16 protein-coding genes are annotated in these 17,059 nt (G+C 44.9%); 5 read left to right on the top strand and 11 right to left on the bottom strand.

The window, feature by feature from the left end:
- Nucleotides 1-248 precede the first annotated feature (248 nt).
- The 5 genes from GWP43_RS13940 (at nt 249) to pbp4b (ending at nt 6,287) form a co-directional block, all read left to right on the top strand.
- A complete protein-coding gene (locus GWP43_RS13940; protein WP_230977744.1) occupies nt 249-1,412 on the top strand; it encodes a D-alanyl-D-alanine carboxypeptidase family protein in 1,164 nt (387 codons plus the stop codon).
- A 91-nt stretch (nt 1,413-1,503) separates the two neighbouring features.
- Nucleotides 1,504-2,874 carry a tRNA (N6-isopentenyl adenosine(37)-C2)-methylthiotransferase MiaB gene (gene miaB, locus GWP43_RS13935; protein WP_162664660.1) on the top strand — a complete coding sequence of 457 codons (1,371 nt, stop codon included), beginning with the start codon at nt 1,504-1,506 and terminating at the stop codon, nt 2,872-2,874.
- A gap of 21 nt (nt 2,875-2,895) precedes the next feature.
- The gene (locus tag GWP43_RS13930) at nt 2,896-3,225 is read left to right on the top strand and encodes a hypothetical protein (RefSeq protein ID WP_162664659.1); all 330 of its coding nucleotides are present in this window, start codon (nt 2,896-2,898) and stop codon (nt 3,223-3,225) included.
- A gap of 55 nt (nt 3,226-3,280) precedes the next feature.
- Nucleotides 3,281-4,330 carry a hypothetical protein gene (locus GWP43_RS13925; protein ID WP_230977743.1) on the top strand — a complete coding sequence of 350 codons (1,050 nt, stop codon included), beginning with the start codon at nt 3,281-3,283 and terminating at the stop codon, nt 4,328-4,330.
- Nucleotides 4,305-6,287 carry a penicillin binding protein PBP4B gene (gene pbp4b / locus GWP43_RS13920; protein WP_162664657.1) on the top strand — a complete coding sequence of 661 codons (1,983 nt, stop codon included), beginning with the start codon at nt 4,305-4,307 and terminating at the stop codon, nt 6,285-6,287. The genes GWP43_RS13925 and pbp4b overlap by 26 nt, the downstream gene beginning before the upstream one ends.
- Nucleotides 6,288-6,301: 14 nt before the next feature.
- Here the strand turns inward: pbp4b and GWP43_RS13915 are convergent, their stop codons facing one another.
- From GWP43_RS13915 to GWP43_RS13870, 11 genes are all read right to left on the bottom strand, one after another.
- Nucleotides 6,302-6,958 (bottom strand): MBL fold metallo-hydrolase, encoded by a 657-nt coding sequence (locus GWP43_RS13915; protein ID WP_162664656.1) that lies wholly within the window; start codon nt 6,956-6,958, stop codon nt 6,302-6,304.
- A 207-nt stretch (nt 6,959-7,165) separates the two neighbouring features.
- The gene (rpsU, locus tag GWP43_RS13910) at nt 7,166-7,375 is read right to left on the bottom strand and encodes a 30S ribosomal protein S21 (protein WP_006188264.1); all 210 of its coding nucleotides are present in this window, start codon (nt 7,373-7,375) and stop codon (nt 7,166-7,168) included.
- A 95-nt stretch (nt 7,376-7,470) separates the two neighbouring features.
- A complete protein-coding gene (locus GWP43_RS13905) occupies nt 7,471-8,340 on the bottom strand; it encodes a 1-acyl-sn-glycerol-3-phosphate acyltransferase (protein ID WP_162664655.1) in 870 nt (289 codons plus the stop codon).
- Between the two features lie 120 nt (nt 8,341-8,460).
- Complete coding sequence (locus GWP43_RS13900) at nt 8,461-9,114, bottom strand: HAD-IA family hydrolase (protein WP_162664654.1); 654 nt, start codon at nt 9,112-9,114, stop codon at nt 8,461-8,463.
- Nucleotides 9,115-9,138: 24 nt separating this feature from the next.
- Nucleotides 9,139-10,206 carry a DUF7954 domain-containing protein gene (locus GWP43_RS13895; protein WP_162664653.1) on the bottom strand — a complete coding sequence of 356 codons (1,068 nt, stop codon included), beginning with the start codon at nt 10,204-10,206 and terminating at the stop codon, nt 9,139-9,141.
- 49 nt (nt 10,207-10,255) lie between these two features.
- Nucleotides 10,256-10,390: a hypothetical protein gene (locus tag GWP43_RS15330; protein ID WP_256478592.1), complete on the bottom strand. Its 135-nt coding sequence runs from the start codon at nt 10,388-10,390 to the stop codon at nt 10,256-10,258.
- A complete protein-coding gene (locus tag GWP43_RS13890) occupies nt 10,390-11,709 on the bottom strand; it encodes a pyridoxal-phosphate dependent enzyme (protein ID WP_162664652.1) in 1,320 nt (439 codons plus the stop codon). Before GWP43_RS13890 ends, GWP43_RS15330 begins: the two co-directional genes overlap by 1 nt.
- Before the next feature lie 4 nt (nt 11,710-11,713).
- On the bottom strand, nt 11,714-12,604 hold the full coding sequence (locus GWP43_RS13885; RefSeq protein ID WP_162664651.1) for a DUF2156 domain-containing protein: 891 nt from the start codon (nt 12,602-12,604) through the stop codon (nt 11,714-11,716).
- A 104-nt stretch (nt 12,605-12,708) separates the two neighbouring features.
- Nucleotides 12,709-13,098, bottom strand: coding sequence for a hypothetical protein (locus GWP43_RS13880; protein ID WP_162664650.1), 390 nt, complete (start codon nt 13,096-13,098; stop codon nt 12,709-12,711).
- Nucleotides 13,099-13,193: 95 nt separating this feature from the next.
- A complete protein-coding gene (locus GWP43_RS13875; protein ID WP_162664649.1) occupies nt 13,194-14,789 on the bottom strand; it encodes a hypothetical protein in 1,596 nt (531 codons plus the stop codon).
- Between the two features lie 12 nt (nt 14,790-14,801).
- Nucleotides 14,802-17,057, bottom strand: a complete 2,256-nt coding sequence (locus GWP43_RS13870; protein WP_162664870.1) for an MFS transporter — start codon at nt 17,055-17,057, stop codon at nt 14,802-14,804.
- Nucleotides 17,058-17,059: the final 2 nt, after the last annotated feature.

The raw sequence follows: 17,059 nt of genomic DNA, 5'->3' as shown, positions 1-17,059 counted from the left end.
CCGTAGCGGCCGGTTGGATTGTCGCTTCGGGCATTGCGCTGTATGTTCGCGGTACGCAATTACTGACTATCCTGCCGGAAGAACAAGCTCGACAGGACGCGGCTTTCGGCGCAGATATAACCGCTGCTCGCGATTCCCTTGGAAACGAAGCTCGCAGATCTTTTTATACACCTCCTTTATTACATCCTGCACCTTGTACGCAAGGTATTCCGCAACCGGCTGCAATAAGCGCTCGTTCCGCTGTTGTGATGGACGCTGCGAGTGGAGCTCTTTTATTCGAAAAAAATCCCGATCAAAGTATTCCTCCTGCTTCATTAACAAAATTGGTTGCGATGTACACGGTGATGCAGGCTGTTGAGCGGGGAGAAATCAGCTTGACCGATACTATCATGCCGCCTGCAGAATCGTGGGCGGTAAATATTCCATCGGGGTCATCGCTAATGTTTTTGGGAAAAAATCAGCGGGTAACCGTTGAGGAGCTGATGAGGGGTATTGCGGTCGTTTCCGGTAATGACGCGGCGGTGGCGCTTGCAATGCATACCGCCGGTTCTGTGGAGGCCTTTGTTCGGCAGATGAATGAAGCCGTCGCAGCGCTCGGTTTACAAAATACGCACTTTGAGGATGCAAACGGCTTGAGTGAATATAACCGCACAACTGCCCGTGATTTTGCCCGTTTTTGTGCAGTGTATGTGCGGAAATACCCTGACCACCTTGCACAGTTTCACTCGCTGCGGGAATTCAGCTATCCGCAGCCGCATAATATGCTTAAAGCGCAAACAATTATCCGCCAGCCGGCGACGAATACGCTATTGGGTAAACTGGACGGATGCGACGGCATTAAGACGGGATTTATTTATGAGTCCGGTTTTAATATTGCGCTTACCGCACAGCGGAACGGTATCCGGTTCATTGCGGTTATTTTAGGCGGCGCCGGTAAAAATATGGCGGAAGGGAAGGCACTACGGGAAGAGAACTGCTCAATATTGATGGAATGGGCGTTTTCTCACTTTTCCACAAGATATGCACAGAATTTTCCATTGGATATTCCGGCTATTCCCGTTGTCGGGGCAAAAGAACAGGCGAACAGAACGGCGCTGTTGCCGCTGCCGGATGATCCGTGCGGAAATGGCGGAGCTTTTACCGTTCCTCTTTCCGGTACTGAATTAAACGGTACAGCAGAGAATATCGCTGAAATTCATTCGCGTATACTCGTGCCCGGTGCGCTCGCCGCTCCCATTGCAGCAGGAGAAAAAATCGGAAAGGTGCAATTCTTTGCGGAAGATGAGGGGAAACCGCTGGTACTTGCCGAATTTCCGCTTATTGCAAACAAAACCCTTGAAAAAGGGAGCGTCCTCCGTTGGAAATATGATAATCTTGCATTAAAATTGCATCGCTTTTTAAATCGTCGGTAAGGTGGAAAACTTTTTATATTAGGCATCGCTAAAAAACTCAGTGTTGAGAGCTGCCTTATTTATTTTATAGATAATTTTAGGAATACATATTTTGAAATACTTTATTGAAACGTATGGATGTCAAATGAACTTTGCCGAGTCTGCGGCATTGGAACAGCTCTTGCGGGAACGCGGCTGGGAGGCTGCCGAAGATATACAGCACTGCAATTTGCTGATTGTGAATACCTGTTCAGTACGGATAACCGCCGAAACCCGCGTATTCGGGCGGCTCGGTCTTTTTTCCGCGATGAAAAAGAAGCGGAATTTTACGATTGTCTTAATGGGCTGTATGGCACAGCGGCTGCATGATCAGATAAAGGAAAAATTCCCGCTGCTTGATTATGTCGTCGGGATGTTTGAACGGGATCAATTTACAGCAATCTTCGATGCAGTTGAAAGGGAAACGCTTTGGGCAGGCACGAAGGAAGGTATCGCTGAGCTGACGGCGCTTAGTCCGCAGTCCAGCAATGAACAGCGCTATCATTTTTCCAAATGTTCGTATACCGAAGGGGCTTTTCAAAGCTTTGTCCCGATTATGAACGGCTGTAATAATTTTTGTACGTACTGCATTGTGCCGTATATCCGTGGGAGGGAAATTTCCCGTCCGGTTGAAAGCATTTTGGATGAGATTCGGTTTTTAAGCGGAAAGAATGTTCGGGAAATTACGCTGTTGGGGCAGAACGTCAATTCGTATCACGGAGTTGACCCTGCCACGGGAGCAGCGGTGAGTTTTCCGTCTTTGCTTCGTGCCGTTTCAGCGACGTGTGCCGAACAGGACGTTATTAAATGGATACGCTTTATCTCAAGTCATCCGAAAGATTTATCGGATGAGCTGATTGAGGTGATGGCGGCGGATCCGCGGATATGTAAATCGCTCCATTTGCCGGTACAAAACGGCTCCAACGAAATTCTTGCGCGAATGAATCGCTGCTATACTGTTGAGCAATACCTTACTATTGTTGAAAAGCTCCGTAAACGGATACCGGATATTGTACTGACAACCGATATTTTAATCGGGTTTCCGGGAGAAACACAGGCAGAGTTTGAAAAAACGCTCAACTTGATGAGGACGGTGCAGTTTGATTCGGCTTTTATGTATCATTATAACCCGCGTGAAGGAACCAAAGCGTACGATTTTCCCGACCGGATTCCCGATGTCGAGCGGATTAACCGGCTGCAACAGGTTATCGATTTACAGCAACATATTACCGATCTTAAAATGCAGCAACGGGTTGGTTCAACCGTTATGATGTTGGTTGAATCGCAGTCGAGAAATAATCCCGATGAATTGTTCGGACATACCGAACAGGGGGAGATGACTGTGCTTGCGGAAAAGTGTGATCCGAAACATATTGGACATTTTATGAAAGTTCAATTACAATCCGTAAAAGGGAAAACGTTTAGGGCTGTCCCTGTCGTATAAGGAATTCCATGGGAGGATATAATGCCGGGAAAGTTAGTGTATTTTATTATTGTAATGCTGATGCTTGTGCTGTTTATGGGCTTTAATCTATCGAACCGTTGCGATATTTCCGTCATTTTTTACGTATTTAAAGATGTGCCGATTTTTTTAAGTATGCTGTTTGCATTTTTGCTTGGGAATATTGCGGTTTTGCCCTTTCTTATCAGCAGCCGTCATAAAATGAAAAAGGCTGAAAAGCAAGCGGCTTTGTACCATGATGTTGAAAAAGTTGAATTAAAACCTGAAAAACGCCGTTGGTTCGGGAAAAAGAAACATTCCGAAGAGAACGGGACGGCAAAGCAGGATGCGTAGCTGCTGTTTAGGATTTAGAAAACCATATCTTTTTTTTATCATTATCGTCGGAGCAATGATGATAAATGCCGCTGCCGGAGCCTTTGCGGAATCTTCGGAACCGGCGTTGCAGCCCGCCGTGCAAACTTTGGCGCAAAAAGCCTTTGCACAAAAGACAGATGCGGCTGTCCGGCAATTTTTTGAAAAGAATTTGGCGACACTCCCGAATGCTCAGGCAAAAGTTCAAGCGCTGACGCTGTTGGCAGAGTATGAACAACATAACGGGAATTATTCCAATGCGGCGGACTGTTACCGGCAGGCGGCGGGGTTCGATACTACCGATAAAAAAACTGCGCTTTTATTGGATGCGGTTCGTGTGTTGCTTTGCGGCGGCAGTATGGATTCTGCCCGAAGCCTGTTAAGTGAAATCGCCGCCGCGCTACCGGTGAGCGATGAAGATCCATATTACCGGAGAGCCGCCGTGTATGATACGTGGAGACTGCTCGCCGAAGACCGGGTTGATCGAGCTGTACCCCTCATTACCGCCTATACTAAGAAAAAGGCTTTTTCGGAATATCATCCTGCATTGCTGTTTACACTCTGGTGGGTCAATGGTGATGAGGATGCAAAGCAGCGGCTGCTGAAAGAGTACCCTGCCGGTATGGAAGCGGCGGCGGTGAATGGAACCGTTACCGTACAGCCGTCAACTTTTTGGTACTTAATGCCAAGGAGCGGACTTGCGCAAAAACCGGCCGCCGGAAGCACCGCTTCTAAAACAAGCACAGTCTCTAAAACGGGTACGCCATCGGAAGCGACGAAAACTTCACTGCAATCGAGCGCTGCATCAAAAGCAGAGGCCACTCCTGCTCAATCCTCAAAAACAGCAGCGGGCTCCGAAACACAGGCGAAGCCTTCCTATTATCAGCTTGGATTTTATAAGACAAAAAAATATGCGGAAGCGCTTGCCACTGATTTGCAAAAAAAACATTTTACTCCCATTATAAAAGAAGAAATGCGTCCCAGCGGCACTGTTTATTTTGCCGTACTTGTTAAAGAGAACGCTGCCGGAGATATGGGGCTCCGGTTAAAGGATGCCGGATATGAAGCCTTCCCGATTTTCCCTTAGATTGTTCCTTTGGCCGTTTGCTGTATCGGTTGTTATTTCATATTTTCTGTTGAGCCTTTTGGGATGCGCTTCTGCCTCTGCCCGTAAACACGACAGCGTATTGCCTACCGATGATGCCGGAATGATTGAAGCAGTATTTTCTGCAGATACACAAATGCAAGCGGAACAGACGTTTCCGATTCCGATGAAGGAATACGACGATTCTATTTTACCGAATAACTATCTTGCGTTTACCGCGTATAAAGGGCAGGCTTATATTTATTTTTGGGCACAGGGGCTTGCTTCTTTCGATTTGTACATCAATAATCAAAAAGTTCCGACACAATCCATCTGTACGGGTAAACCGATGTGCTTTGATGCATCACCATATATTCAAAATGGTAGAAATATGCTCTATATTGCGGCGCTTACTCCTGCCGGAAACGGTATGGCACAAGAACAACCTTCATTACAGGTAAAGATACCCTACCCTGTTATTTTGCCGCTTTCCAATTCGCAGGAGGCTTTAAAAAAACAACAGAAAGATGCACCGTATTCAGCCGAAACGCTCGAAATAGTTGATCAACTCCTGACTGCTGAAACGGAAGCGGGGTTTCCCGGCGCTCAGCTTGTCATTATTAAAGATGGCAAGATGATTAAGAACAGCGCTTACGGCGCCATCAGCAGGGTTGATAGCGCAGGCAATACGCTTGACGAAGTGATTCCTGTAACGGAAAAGACTTTATTTGACCTTGCAAGCAATACAAAGATGTATGCGGTTAATTTTGCCATTCAAAAACTGATTTCCGAACGACGCCTTGCGCTCACCGATACCGTTCACCATTTTTTTCCGCAATTTGTTGATGCTAAGAAAAGTAAAATAAAAGGCAAAGCCGATATTACAATCTTTGATCTTCTTACTCATCAATCGGGGCTTCCCGTCGGAAGGGCGTATTCGCAGAAAATTAAGAAACTTAAAAATGTTTCAGAAAAAAGCTACCGCGAACATACCTTTGACTTGATTATGGAAACTCCGTTGGTGTATCTGCCGCGGCAAACGGTGCTCTATTCCGATATCAATTATATGCTGCTCACCTATATTATCGAAAAGGTAACAGGAATAGGCGTTGCGGAATATGTTGCCGACAATTTTTATCGCCCGCTTGGTTTGGATAGGATTTGCTTTACACCACTCCGGCAGGGTTTTACACTCGATGAGATTGCTGCAACGGAAATCCGTGCAAAACCGCGCACTCAAGCTGCTATTGATGGCGCGCAGACAACGGAACTCATTCATGGAACTGTTCACGATTCGGAAGCATATACGGCGATGGAAGAGATTAGCGGGCATGCAGGGCTGTTTGCAAATGCGGAAAGTATTGCAGTACTTGCTCAAGTAATGCTGAATAAGGGCGGATATGGTGTCAAGCGTTTTTTTGATCCGTCCGTTGCAGGATATTTTACGGCGCAACAGGCGCTTGTTTCAAGCATCGGGTTCGGGTGGCGGCGGCAGGGAGCGCAGGAATATACTTGGGCTTTTTCTCCCCTTGCCTCTGCCGGAACCTTCGGGCATACCGGCTGGACGGGAACACTTACCATTATCGATCCCGTCGAACATCTTATCATTATTTTATTAACCAATGCAAAAAATACGGTTCCGGCGCATAACACCCGTAACAGCCGATTCGAAGGCGATTATTATTTGGCAAAGCAGTATGGGGCGATCACGGCACTTATTTACGAGGCTTTTCGTCAGCCGACGCAAGCCCAGCTGGAGAGTATGCTCATCGAACTTGCCGAAAAGAAATATGAAATGCTGCAACAAATTTCAGCCTTTAACAACCAAGGCTATATCAATGACCTCGCAGCAATTATGAAAATCGTTAAACAACGCGCTCAAAAGTCTGCCGACTTACGAGCATTTCTCAAAACTGAGAAGGCTGCACAGATTCTGAAAGTTGTTGACGGCCGAATATAGAAACGGGAGCGCGTTTATATGTACGCCCCTTGATATTTCTTTTCAAATTCGATTGTCGTATTGGAGCCGTGTCCCGGATACACCTGCGTGCTTCCGGGTAATTCAGTAAAAAGCCGCTTGAGTGATTGGCATATCTGCATCTCATTACCGCCGAGTAGGTCGGTTCTGCCGCGGGAACCGTAAAAAAGAGTGTCACCGCTGAAAAGAATACCGGCTTCTTTGCTCCACAAGCAAATAGAGCCTTGCGTATGCCCGGGGGTGTACAGCACGGTAAAGCCGTTTACATTATCGCCCTCTTTATAAAAATCTGTCGGGTCGGGGAGCGGATGCTTTTCCAACGGTTCAATCAGTTTTTGAACATGGAGCGGAGCAAAGCTTTTAAAATGGGTTTCCGTACCGGTCGTGCCAAGATATGCGGCATCTTTTTCGTGAATCCACAAGCGGTAATCGGGATATTTTCTTACTAAGGCAGGCAAACCGCCGACATGGTCAAAGTGTCCGTGTGTCAACATAATTTCAAGGTGAGTAGGATGAAGTTTATCTAAATACTGGGATAATTCGGGACTCAATCCGCCGGGATCGATGACGGCAACACTCTTTTCGCTCAACGGGAACACCCATGTGTTAACCATAAGGTAGCCGGTTTCAAACTTTTCTATTGAATATTCCATAATAAAGTCCTTTTACAAGCTTGGAGGATGGTTGAGAATAGTATAGGCGATTTTATGGATTAAAACAATCACAACAAGCAAACACATCCGACTGTGTTTGAAAATATATGGATGGCTTTTTTGTAGAAAGATTACAAAGCCGATTATCAATTCATTATAAATAAAAATTAGAATCGATAAACCGGCTTTGTTGATGATTGTTAAAAATTAGTATGATTTTGAATCATATGACTTGCGGTTTTTTTTCATTAATTTGCGCTGAAGAGCTTTCTTCTTTCTATTTAAAATAGTAGACGGCTTTTCATAGTATTCGCGCTTTTTCCACTCGCGGATAATTCCCTCTTTTTCAACTTGGCGCTTAAAACGCTTAATCGCTTTTTCAAGGTTTTCGGAATCATCGATAACGATACTTGCCACTTACAGAATCACCTCCAATGGATTATATCCTTAGTATCTTCTTGTACGATAATGATTTTCCGGTTTCCTGTCAAGTAAGGAGAAATTCGGCTACACTATGCGTTTCGGTTGTGCATAATTTCAAGCTCTTCCATAACAAGATCGACGACAGCCTGTTTTTTGTCGTCTCCTTCATGGCAGCGTTGCTTGGCGCGCTCACGGAATTCATTACAGTTGATAACGGGACTGACCTCTATGACAACCTTGTCTTGGCAAACAATATCGCCAAGCATATTGGCGGGATCATCCGAAATGCGTAGACAGTTACCATTAATAGAAACCAACATCATCACATCGGAGGTTCGGATGTATGAGTCGATTTCGCGGACACCCCGTTTTGTTTCGGGCTTTCCCGGGCGGTAGCGGGTGCCTGCCGGATATACGATAACGGCTTTTCCTTCTTTCCGCACTTCTTCTAATGTCCGCATTGAGGCAATATTGATAGTGCGGCTCCGTTTTTTCTCTTCTTCCAGTTGTACGGGATCGGTAATGCCGGCAAGCGTTCTACTCGGATAAATGACAATGCGCTCATACCCTTCGGTAAGAGCTGCTATCAGCGGATCTTCTTCGGTAAGCTTCATCCCTGCCATTGCGATAGAGCGATGGGCAAGTTCTTTTCCCGCATCCCCTGTTTGTTCCATTAAATATAAGAAGATCGGTAAATCGAGGTTGCTGTAGTGTTCGGAAAGGATAATTCCCTTCTTTCCGGCTTTGATTGCATTTAAAAATTCGATGATATGTGCTTCGGGGTATAGTCTTGAGCCGTCCAATAAGAGCTTCTGTACGGCAGATTCCAAGATTGAACGGATATGAGGATTTTCCAGTTTGTGTACATTTTCTTCAGTGATAATATTATCCTTACTTGCATACCGTTCAAATAGCGGTCGCAGCTCTTCAAGCATATTTTTTAGTACCAAACCGTCCATTTTTTCCTCCTAAAAATTGTAGAAACCTCTAAAAATCCAACCGGATTTTTAGAGCGCACTTTATATAATCACAAATATTATAGAGCCTATTACCGGAATTTACCGGTTGCTACTGCCTCGCTATACGGAAAGTCGCTCCAAGAGAGGTGGCAGTTCGTAAATCGACTTAATCGAAGGAATGCCGGACGTCTTGGTAAAATCCGTACATTGTTCCTTTTCGTCGATTAGTACGCTCTGCCCGCCGATTTGAACAAAGCCTTGAACGTAAGCGGGGCAATCATCCAAAAATAATGTTTCCGCAACTGTTTTATGTACCGCAGTAAGCGGTTTGATAAAGGCATCCGGCTGCGGTTTTCCCTTGCCTTGGTTATAAGAAATGTCAAAAACGCCGAGAAATAAGTCCCTGATATTAAAGAAGTCCAAAACCCGCTCCGCGTGTGCCATCGGCGCATTGGTCAAAACCGTCATCGGCAGTTGTAACGAAATTAAAAAACTCCGTAATTTGGGATCAGGCTGTAATTCGGAAATCTCCGAAGCGGGGTGTATGGCCTCAAAATAAGTATCTCTATCGTTGAAATGATATTCACACTCAAGCCATTCAAGCGTAGTGCCGTAGTTGTGCCGCCGTGTATGTTGCAGTTTTATGGCCTCTTCCAGCGGTACTGACAGAAAATCGGCAATAAATTGAAACATCCGCTCGGAGATTCTCCGTTCCATCAGGTTCGATGCAGAATAGAGCGTATTATCAATATCAAAAAGTAAATGACCTATCATCTCTGTTGCAGTATAGCACAAAAACTAAAAAAGTCCATTAAAATAGGCTTGTTCGGCGCTATAAGCATGGCTATTCACCGTTAGGCTGATAATCATAAAGCTGCCGTCTTTATTTTTAATACACCGCTTTATATCTTTTGAAACTTGTTTCGATTCGACATCGTATATAGACTGTGTAAGGGTGAAGGCCGTCTGCGTTCCTTGGATAGTCGTATATGGCAGCAACGCTTTTGCAAAGGGGCTTGATGAGCTTAACAACCGAAGCAGCTGTTCCGGTACCGATAATGTATTTCCAGTTTTGTCTGCAGGTAGATTGACCATGCTGACGGTTAAAAACGCCGTATTTCCGCACAGGAATGAATTGTCAGCGATTTTTTTCCACTGGCTATCTAAATGGAGCGATATGCCCGAAACGGTTACCGTTTCTTTTTTCGCCCTTTTATTAAGGGTAAATGTATTTGTTCCCTGTTTAGGCTCTGCAGGGCTGTAACCATAAAACACGGATTCTCCGTTGCCGTTAATAGAGCCGATTTCGGTTAATTCCAAAACCGGTTCTTTTTTTGCGCCGGTTATTGTTTTAAGATGAAAGAGCGGAACAAAAGACTGAAAGTCCAGTGTAACTGCGCCGCCGAATTCTTCCATTTGTTTACGTACCGTTGCCGTGCCGAACGGCGCTTTCCCGGCGCGGGGAAAGGTTTTAAGTTCATAGAGTTTAGGCAAAAGTTCCATCAAATAATTAACACTCAACGTATCATCAGGCGTAATGGAAGAAATAATCTGTTGACCGGTTAACGATAATTTCCCCTTTTCGATTTTTCCGCTAAACAAGATAGATACGGTACGGGGATTTTCGGGATCGTCGGTACGAATAAAAGCGCCGTAGGTTTCATCATTATAGTACAAAAAACCTATCCATGTAGGGGCTTTCCAAGAATAATCGCGGTAAATAACGTAATCGCCGGAAAGAGTTCCCTGTGCCGATTCGGTTGCAGGCTTTTGCGCTGCAAAGAGGAAAGCCGGAATAAACGCCGTAATGCAGCATAAGATGAACCATGCGGCGCTTCTCTTGGGGGAATCGTGATAGTAATTCATTATAATCTCCAAACATTTCTAAAAAATGACCGATTACAACAACTCTGTCTTAACTCTTTTCGGCGTTTTCTTCCGCATATTTCTTAAATTCTTCTTCGCTCATTTTGTCGGCATAGAGCGGATAGAGCGCTTCGACTAAGTCTTCCAACGTAGGGAATTTTGCACCGTCTAATTTGTATGGCATTATTGCACCTCACTTATAGTATTGAGAATTTTGATGAGCTCTTCTTTTGTTCCTTTAATGAGCGGCACATTCGGAATAGGCGTATCAATACCGTGCAGATATTCGGGTATTATCGGGGATTCGCCGCATATCCGGGTAAGAATTTCACTTTCAAAGGCGGGATGATCTTTCGAGACCAACACGAGAGATTCCCCGCTTCGCTGCCGGAATATGTTTCGGTTTTGTGCCGCTGAGTATGCATGGGCGGTTGCCGTATCGAACATGATGCCATAGCGCCGATAGGAATCGCTGATAAGCGTTTGTGCTTCTGCATCCGAAACCGGCGCCGGGAAAATAATCGATTTCATAATAGCGGGGCTGAGCGTAAAAACTTGTTCAAGTCGTTCGATACTGGAAGGAACAGCAGGGTCGGCAGGGCCGCGTTCCGCAAGCGGGATTGAAGAAGCAACACAGCGGCAGCTTCCGGTTTCGTCGCAATTCAGCGCTTCCGTCGCATCGGTAATAAAACCTTTTACCGGTAAACAAAATTTCCACGCATATAAGCCGGCTGCAAGATTACCGTAGTTGCCTGACGGAACCGCATAGAATATTTCCCCCGCAGTCCGTGCCTTTATACGGGTAAACGCAAACATATAGAAAAACACCTGCGGCAGAATACGCCCGATGTTGACGGTATTTGCCAGTGTTAAGTTATACTCTTCTATGAGCTGCCGCTCTTGGTAAATAGAGCGGATAAGGTTTTCGACTGCGGCAGTGTCACCTTCAACCTCTACGGGATAAACGGATCCGCCGTTTTGGAATAAATGCTCGGGTTTTAGTCCCCTTGCATAGCCCTTTGGGTATAGGATAATCAATTTAAGATGCTTTTTGTTTCCAAATGCCGCCGCCATGCTCCTACCGCCTGCTCCGGTACTGGAGGCAATTACGATGGCGTTTTTTTCATCTATTGTCAGCAGATGTTCCAATGCAGAGGCGAGCCATAGAAAGCCGAAGTCCCGATGATTGCCGGTCGGGCCGTGGAACAGCTCCAGCAAAAACAGGCGGTCATCAAGCTGACGGAGCCGTGGGCTGTATCCCTGAAACGCCGCCGCCGCAATCCGCTCGGAGATAACCGGACTAATCTCTTCTTTGAGCAATGCGGCTGTTAACGAACCCGCTATGGTCGAAAAGGTCGTTTGCTCATTCATGTGTAATATCCACGATCGTAAATCGTGTTCGGAGTACGGAACATATAAACCGCCGTCGGCAGGCATACAATCAAAGATTGCATGTTTAAAAGAAACAGTGATGTTGCTGTTTCGAGTGCTGACTAACTTCATAGTTTCAAAGCGCTCCTTTATCAAGCCGGTATTTTTTAACAAAACCTTCCGGCTTGTAGCTCATTTTTGCATGGCGCAGCCCCTCGTCTCCCAAATCTTGCTCGCGGTTGATGTACACGACTTGTTCGGAAAGCGATTGTGCAAAGGCATAGTTGATGTATTGATAGCTGCCTCGAAAATCGGTTCGTGCTTTTTCAAAATGGACAACGGCGATAGACCCTTGACCGGCTAATTCAGCTAAACACCATGCCACCGGCACACCTTGTACATAGAGGATAAGACTAAGAAAATCCTCTATCGACGGTAATGCTAAAGCCTGTTGTGCAGCCTCGTAATCGGTATCTTGGAGATCGGTTTGTTCCGTTGCCCAGATATCTAAGATTTTATATGCGTCTTTTTTTGTATCGGAATCCAATTTTTTTAAAGTAAAGTCCGGATAGTTGTGTAAAAATCCGTTTATGTGGTTCTTTTTTTTATGTAATTGCTTGCCGGAAAGCGTACTCAACGAGAGGCGGGTGTACAGGTAATCGAAATTGTCCCTGTCTTCTGCAGGGGAGGCTTTAAAATTTTGGAAAAGCGACTCATTGTTACTTAAATAGGATTCCGAGATTAATTTCCAGTAAGCACAATCGTTGTACAGTTCTTTAATCGTAGAAATAGGAAGAGGTGCCCCAATTGTGAAAAAAAACTGTTTTTGCTTCTCTTCCCCCAAAAAGAGCAGGGTATGCTCATTAAATCTGCTTATCTTATATTTATAAAAATTCCTAAAAAAATACAAACTTCCGAAGGTTAACTCCGAAATACCGTCCTTTAGCAACCGTAAATCGTTTTTAATTGCTTGTACAGCTTCAAGGGATAGCGGAGAAAATTCAGGATACCGCGCGATGACGTCCATGTCCGCTATGTTACTCTTTTATGAAAAAAATCGCAAGTTCTTTAGAAAAGATAAAACATACAGATGAGACGTTTAACGCTATTTGTGAGAAAACGTCTCTGTATCTAAGCTGTCAGATCCAATAAATAAGCCGATTCCGGCAATGCGGAAGTATATCCGGTGTTCTTTGAAAGCGTTATTTCCGTATGGATTTTAGTGTTGACATATTCAATCATCGCATCCAGCGTTTTTTCATCGGGATTAGCCGTTAACAGCTTGTTTTCCCGTTCATTCTCGCGCATTCTAACCAGCTGATCGATGAGCGTATTTAAAATCTTCAGCTTCCCGATACTGACACCGTTTTGATCCTTCGTGCGCGGTACCCCGGAAACATATTGAAAATGAGAATAAACAACTTGTTTTGTATCGACCGGAAGATATGCACGCCCTCCGGCCGAAATACTCGTCATTGCCGCATAAGACAATGATGACAACGGTACATAATTCGATACCATACCGATCCCTCCACTATTCCAATAATCGGCATTTTTTTTATGTACTTTAGAATAATTACAAACATACGGATTGCCGTATCTGATTGAGTTGTTATTTACCGTTGCGGCATGGCCGGTGTCTTTTTGATATAAGCATCGAAGGTAATGCGCGCGGATCGGTTTTCGGAATAGAAAGCATGGCGAACGATAATCTTCATCTTTTGATCTTCGTAGATGAAAGGTGTCTTGTCCGATACCTTTTCGGCTTTTGTGCTGTTGGTTTTTATCCGTGTATAAAAATCAAGCATTACGATCTGTCCGTCAGATTCATCGCTTATTTTTACCGATTTTCCGTCCGGTTCGATCGAAAATAAGAATTGTTTATACCGGCATTGCGCATGACGAGGAATAGAAGAAGCGGGGATCGTATCTAACTTCAGTTGAACTTTTACAAGAACTGCATCGTATTCGCCGGTATCGATAATTCGATCAACATTTTCCGGCGGTTCATTTTCTAAAGGATAATGTTGAGAAAAATATTCAAAACGCGGTGTGTTATCACTATCATTAGTAGTCTGACGGTTTCGTTCCAGTATAAATTCCTCTAAAGCGCTGTGGATTTTTATGATATCTTTTTGTCCAAAATAAGCAAAATTGTAAAAGCCTACTACCGGCAAAAAGAGGATAATCGTGATAAGCGCCGTTACGGTGCGGAGCTGTGATGTTATATTTTTCCCGCTTAATGTTGCATAAAAAAAATACACCGCTAAAAGGCTGTTGATTTCGATTTCGTGCAGCGGCGGTTTATCGGATACGCTAAAGCCGATTCCTCCATACTTCCAAGCATTGATTGCTCGATCGCGCAGCAAAGCGACAATAAACAAAAGTGATGCGATACCAAGGAGACCGAGCATCAGCCGCACAATACCTTGCCGGTCTTTAAAATGCTGAATCATCAAAAGACAGATCACGATACTGCCGAGTACAAGATAGTATAATGGGAAAGGTATTCCCTCGGTAGAATACGGGAAACGCGCATACTTTATCAGATATATAAGACCGAGAATACTGAGCGGCACGAGCAAAACCGGTAGCAGTTTTTGAAACATTAGGGTAAAAAACTTTGAGTGTATGAGTGGCTTTGACCGGTATACGGCAAACACAGTAAGGGCGATGATTGTGGCTGTTGCATTAGTGATGCGGAAAATAATACTTTCGGTAAAGACGATATCAAGATCAAAAATAGCATTAATCAAAAAGATGGTGATAAACAGTATGCAGTAGATAGCTCCAAAAAACAGCAACGAAACAAGAAAATGAATAAATCGCAATTTAAATTCTTTCAGAAAGTCTTCCGCAGGGAAAAAGAAGATAAAAGCACAGATACAATATAGGTATATTAACGATAGATACACCAAATCAATGTTTTTATTGAGGGTTAAAAGACCGGTAAGATACATTGCGGTGAGGACAGCAATTTGACCGCAGAAGATCGTCAGTTTTGTACGGGCTGTCGCTGCTTTTATCTTGTCATTGCATAGCAAAACGACCGAAAACGAAAACAGAAAATTCAAGTGTATCGCATTCGGAATATATTTATAAAAGAGCTGCGATATACCCGCTGCTAATACAAAAAAGAATACGGACGGAGAACTGACAGCTGCTGCCCGTATACTCTGCGTAATTTCGCTCATTCTTTCTTTGAATGTCATAATTGTTTTCTCCTACCGTTCCGCAAGTTCCGGTTTTTTGAATAAGGAGATAGCCCAAAACGACAAAAAGAAGCGGAACGCTTCCCGATGAATTAAGCCGATATCAAGGGCGACGGCCACGAGCAGAGCCGACCGTATGCCCAATTTGTTTTTACCGAATCCGATGAGCCAGTGTACAAAGGCTTCGTCGTATTGGTAGTCTTGGATAAAATCGATGACAGTCTTTTTCAGCACGGGATCGCTCGTTTTTTTCGTTTCAAAAATTTCATCGAGTATATCGATAAACAAAATGGACGGCGATTGTTTTTCGTTCCGGTATTTTTCAAACATATAATAAAAGTCGTTTTGGATACCCATTAATGATGCCAGTGCAAGCAGCGCTTCGTTTTCGATATAGGGCGGAACGGTGTCCCTGCGGAGAATATCCAGAATAAACATAGGGGAATTATCTGCATTAAAAAGCTCCAGCGCACGTATTCCTTTCAGTATCAGCGCGGGGTTTTCCGCTTGGGATAGTATGGTGCCGATTTTAGGCTGGCTGTAGCTGTCGTTCAGCCGGGCAAGGGCGACCATCGCTTCTCCGGCAAGATAGTAGTCGTCGCTGTCGAGCGCTGTCCGTAACGGGGTAACCGCCTGCTGCACATTGAATTTGGCGAGTATCCGCGCGGCGAGCGGCGCTGTGGTAAACGCCCCCTGTTCAAGCTCTTTCAACACTACATCGCGTACCTTCGCATTGATGGTATTCATCGAATAGAGCGCCCGTAATGCGTTCATCCGAATTGTAAACCGCGGAGATTCAAGGTAGTGCAGCAGCTGATCGCAGGATACCGATGAAGCAATTTCGCCGAGTTCGTTGAGGATTTTCTCCTCGGTTTCGATAGTCTCGCTTCGGTCTAATTTGTGCAGAAGGTTAAGTGCCTTCATATCGCGGGGAGAAAAGAGCACGGCAAGCGTTTCAAACACGCGGTAACTGCCGAGGTTCAAGAGTTTGCGCTGAAATACGATACCGATTGCGATAATGGCGATAACTATCAAGAAAAATATTTGATACGATTGCAGGTAGGAAAACCCTTGCACACGCAAAAGGTCGAGTATCGTTCCGCCGAGGATGGAACCTGCTCCGCCGGTAATCGCAAGGATAAAGTAATAGAGCATACTTAAATCCATCAGCGCCTCTTCCGGCACCATTGCGAAGAAATATGCTTGCGACGAATTATCCTGCCCGACAAAACCGACATTGCTGATCATCGTAAATAAGATGAGAAAAACGGTACTGAGTATACCGGCGCTTGCAAGTCCCGGCGCAAAGAAAGCCGGTATTAACGAAAGGGCGCTGATTGCGCTGAAAATGATAAAGATCGGTTTAGCGCCGATGCGGTCGATAATCAGATGCATTAAAAGCCCGACGCTGAGGGCGCCTACAAGTGAGTACACGGATAAGATGGTCGCAGCGCTGTCGCGTCTACTGTAAACTTCTTTTGCATACACGATGATAAACGGACGGATCATCGCAATACCGAGACTGATAATAAAGAACGCCAATACGAACCGTCTAAAGTTTGCATCTTTAAAGGCATCACGAATGTGCCTCAAAAAAGTGGAGCCTTGGCGCGGGGTAGTATTGTCTTTCCGCTTTTGACGGTTCGGTTTTGCGGACTGAGGTTCCGGTATTCTAAACAGCAGGATAGAGGCGATAAAGCCGAGCAGTATGCCGATCATGCTGGCAAGGTTATAGCTTTGTACCGAAGGATCCCTCCGTAAAAGCCATGCCAGCAAAACAGTGGCGAGTAATGCTGCAAGATTGTTGATTAAGGAAAGACGCACGATATACGAGCTGCGGTCTTTCCCGGGCGCAAGGATTCTGATAACGGGATTATTAGCAATCATCCCGACGCCGCGGAAAAAATTGAACAGCCCTACCGCAAGCAATAGGCAATAGAGCGCATACTGATCGTGTCCTGCAGAGACAAGAAACGGGATGGCAAGCAGCGGCAGCAGCGAGGCGGTACGCAAAAGCCATGTACTGCCGAATGTCTGCATAATGCTGAAACGCATCACCATCAATTTACCAAGCGGAATGGCAAAAAACGAAAGATACATAAACGCAGTCAGTAAACCGACTACCGTTGTGTTAGCTTTTAAAAAGAGCGCATAAAGAGTAACCGTATTGCCGGTAACAAGCGCAAAAGAAAAAGAATTGAAGATATTGTAAATGTCGTAGATTCGCCGCCCTTGTTTAATTTTATAGGCCGACAGTTGCTCATTCATCG

Origin of the sequence: Treponema vincentii, from assembly GCF_010365865.1 — a bacterium.
Lineage (GTDB): Bacteria > Spirochaetota > Spirochaetia > Treponematales > Treponemataceae > Treponema.
This window is presented reverse-complemented; position numbering and strand designations above follow the sequence as displayed.